Consider the following 1322-nt stretch of genomic DNA (forward strand, 5'->3'; position numbering starts at 1 on the left):
CGCCAGGAGGAGGTCTTGCGGTTCAGGGCCCCCATGTAGATCTTGCCGGCCTTCTGGATGCTGACGCCGGTCACCGAGGACGGGCCGCCGGAGCAGATCGGGCTGGAGGGCTTGCCGCCGCCGGGGTTGTTGCCCTCGGCCAGCAGGTAGAACCAGTGGTTGAGCGGCCCGGCCGCCGAGTGCACCTCGGTGTTGGGGATGGAGGAGGAGTAGCAGTTGGGGTCACCCAGGGCGCTGGGGTTGTACATGTTGCGGATCGGGCCCTGGCCGACCAGGTCCACCTCCTCGCCGACGAGGTAGTCCGGCGGGTCGTTGGGGTTGTTGGCGTAGGCCTCGGTCAGCGCGCCGAAGATGTCGCCGGTGCCCTCGTTGATGCCGCCGTTCTCGTTGCCCGAGCCGGCGCCGCCGGGGGTGGTCTGGAAGACGGCGTGGCCGAACTCGTGGGCCACGACGTCGATCGGGGTGGCCTGCTGGGTGTTGGCCTGGTTGTGGCCGAAGTTGGTGTAGCTGCCGTTCCAGTAGGCGTTGACGTCGGCCAGGCCGACGCGGGCGGGGAAGCCCCGGCCGCTGCCGTCGATGCCGCTGCGGCCCAGCCAGTCGCGCAGCATGTCCCACTCGCGCTGGACGCTGAACAGGGCGTCCACGCAGGCGGTCTCCAGGTTGGTGCCCGAGCCGTTGCCCCAGGCGTCGTCGGTGCCGGTGTAGGCCGAGCCGCCCTGGCCGCCGCAGGCGATGCCGGGCCGGGTGGTGTCGGTCATGGAGTAGGAGCTGCCCGACCCGCTGGTGTTGATGGTGACCTGGCCGTAGTAGAAGCCGTTGCCGCTGCCTTCGCGGACCAGGTCGACGGCGTCGGCGACGGCGCCGGTGCGGGCGTCGACGTAGACGTTCTGCACGCTGGGCTTGCCCTCGGCCAGGCCGGAGACCTTGACCTCCCAGGCCAGCCTGGGCGTTGCGTCCTTGGCCAGGACGACCAGGCGGGGGGCGGTGCTGTCGTCCACGCGCGACAGCCGGCCCTTGGCGGTCGCGGCGGCCTTGGCCGCTGAGACGGTGGCCTTGGTGGCGACCTCACGCGTGGTGGGGCCGGTGGCCGAGACGGTGTCGCGGACGTTGCCGGCGGCGTCGGTGACCACGACGGCGTCGCCGCCGATCATGGGCAGGCCCTTGTAGGTGCGCTCGTAGGCGACGTAGAACATGTCGCTGGCGCCGGGGGTGACCCGGACGCGGCTGTAGGCCTCGTCGGGGCCTCTGCTGAGGTTGTCGAGCTGGCTGGAGACCGCCCTGTCGGCGACCGCCGCGGCGAGCGAGGCGGGGTCTGCCGCCGC

At 71.8% G+C, this 1322-nt stretch carries 1 protein-coding gene; it reads right to left on the bottom strand.

The window, feature by feature from the left end; genetic code table 11:
- Positions 1-1322: M4 family metallopeptidase (locus AB0J46_RS51935; protein ID WP_364344956.1), on the bottom strand; the 1322-nt coding region annotated here is incomplete at both ends.

It is taken from the genome of Nonomuraea sp. NPDC049758, from assembly GCF_040674635.1.
Classification (GTDB): domain Bacteria; phylum Actinomycetota; class Actinomycetes; order Streptosporangiales; family Streptosporangiaceae; genus Nonomuraea.